The following is a 2064-nucleotide window of genomic DNA, read 5'->3' as shown; positions in this document are numbered from 1 at the left end:
CGGCGGCCGGCCGCCGGCGCGCAACGCCGCACCGAAGGCCCGGGCGCCGGCTCTCGGGGCCTCCGGGCCGCCCCCGCGCGCCGTCACCAGTGGCTCCCCGGGGCCGTGACGTCAATTGCTCACAGGACGTTCTCCACCGCGAAAGATCCACGTTGGCAGGGACACGTCCCATCCGACGACAACACCGTTATGCGTGTCGTCATCGTCACCGAGTCCTTCCCGCCCGACGTCAACGGCGTGGCCCACTGCGCCGTCCAGACCGCCCGCCACCTGGTCGCCCGCGGTCACGAGCCGCTCGTCATAGCCCCCGCCGCGGCGGGCGCGTCCGAACACGACGCGCCCTGCGAGATCATCCGCGTCCCGTCCGTCCCCCTGCCCGGCTACGCACAGGTGAGGGTCGCGCTGCCCGGGCGGCGCCTCGCCGCGGCCCTCGCGCGGCACCGGGCCGACGTCGTCCACCTCGCGGGCCCGTTCGTCCTCGGCGCCCGCGGCATGGCCGCGGCGGCGCGCCTCGGCCTGCCCGCCGTCGCCGTGTACCAGACCGACCTCGCGGGATACGCACGCACCTACGTCGGGGCCGGTCAGGGCGCCGCGTGGCGCAGGCTGCGCAGTGTGCACCGGGCGGCCGACCTCAACCTCGCGCCGTCCAGCGCCGCCGTGCGCGACCTCACCGAGCACGGCATACCGCGCGTCGCGCTGTGGCGGCGCGGTGTGGACACCGAGCGCTTCCGCCCCCAGCTGCGCAGCGAGACGCTGCGTCGCACTCTCGCGCCGCACGGGGAGCTGATCGTCGGCTACGTCGGCCGCCTCGCGCCCGAGAAGCACGTCGAGCTGCTCAAGGGCGTCAGCGAACTGCCCGGCGTGCGGCTCGTGGTGGTCGGCGACGGCCCGAGCGGCGGCGTGCTGCGCGGCCTGCTGCCCCGGGCCGCGTTCCTCGGCCGCAGGACCGGCGACGAGCTCGCCAGGATCTTCGCCTCGCTCGACGTGTTCGTGCACACCGGCCCGTACGAGACGTTCTGCCAGACCGTCCAGGAGGCGATGGCCAGCGGCGTGCCCGTGATCGCGCCCGCCCGGGGCGGCCCGCTCGACCTCGTCGACCACGGCGGCACCGGACTCCTCGTCACTCCCCAGGACGAGGAAGCCGTCACACGGGCCGTGCTCGACCTCGCCCACGCGCCCGTCCTGCGGGCGGCGTTCGGCGCCGAGGGCCGGGCGAGCGTGCGGGACAGGACCTGGTCGGCGGTCGGCGACGAGCTCATCGGCCACTACCGCGCCGTTCTCGACGCCCGCGCGGCGGTGGTGGCGTGAGCGGCCTGCGCATCGTGAGGATGGCCAACTTCGTCACCCCGTCCTCCGGAGGCCTGCGCACCGCGCTGCAGGAACTCGGCAGCGGCTACCTCGCCGCCGGCCACGAACCCGTCCTCGTCGTCCCCGGCGCGAGCGCGTCCGACGAACTCACCTCCCAGGGGCGCGTCATCACCGTGCCCGGGCCGGTGCTCCCCGGCACCGGCGGGTACCGCGTGCTCACCGCCCGCGCGAGCGTGCGGCGGATCCTCGACGACCTCGCGCCGGACCGCCTGGAGGTCTCCGACCGCACGACCCTGCGCTGGACGGGGGAGTGGGCCCGCCGCCACCGCGTCCGCTCGATGATGGTCTCCCACGAGACCGCCGACGGGGTCCTGCGCACCTGGGGCGTGCCCGGCGCGCTCGCGGGCGGCACCGCGGACCGCGTCAACCTCCGCAGCGCCTGGGCCTATTCGAAGATCGTGTGCACCACCGAATGGGCGGAGCGCGAGTTCCTGCGCATCGGCGTGCGCAACGTCCTGCGCGCGCCCCTCGGCGTCGACCTGGTCCGGTGCAGCCCGGTGCGGCGCGACCCGGCGCTGCGCGCGCGGTACCTGCGGCTGTTCGACCACGGCTGCGACGTGCTGCTCCTGCTCGGCTCCCGGCTGTCCGTGGAGAAGCGGCCCGGCACCGCGCTCGACGCGCTCGCCGCGCTGCGCGCCCGCGGAGTGCGCGCGGGGCTGGTCGTCGCGGGCGACGGGCCGCTGCGTCCGGGGCTCG

General features: G+C 76.2%; 2 protein-coding genes. Both read left to right on the top strand.

The genetic code is table 11. The annotated features are described in order from the left end of the window. Positions 1 to 189: 189 nt before the first annotated feature. The gene (locus L1885_RS27635) at positions 190 to 1308 is read left to right on the top strand and encodes a glycosyltransferase family 4 protein (protein WP_235799882.1); all 1119 of its coding nucleotides are present in this window, start codon (positions 190 to 192) and stop codon (positions 1306 to 1308) included. Continuing rightward, positions 1305 to 2064 (top strand): glycosyltransferase (locus L1885_RS27630; protein ID WP_505016793.1); only part of this gene is annotated, 760 nt, incomplete at its 3' end. The genes L1885_RS27635 and L1885_RS27630, both read left to right, overlap by 4 nt.

The sequence above is a fragment of the Streptomyces fuscigenes genome, from assembly GCF_021556455.1.
In the GTDB taxonomy this organism is placed as follows: Bacteria; Actinomycetota; Actinomycetes; order Streptomycetales; family Streptomycetaceae; genus Streptomyces; species Streptomyces fuscigenes.
The sequence above is the reverse complement of the archived record's forward strand: the minus strand, read 5'-3'. Positions and strand labels throughout refer to the sequence as shown.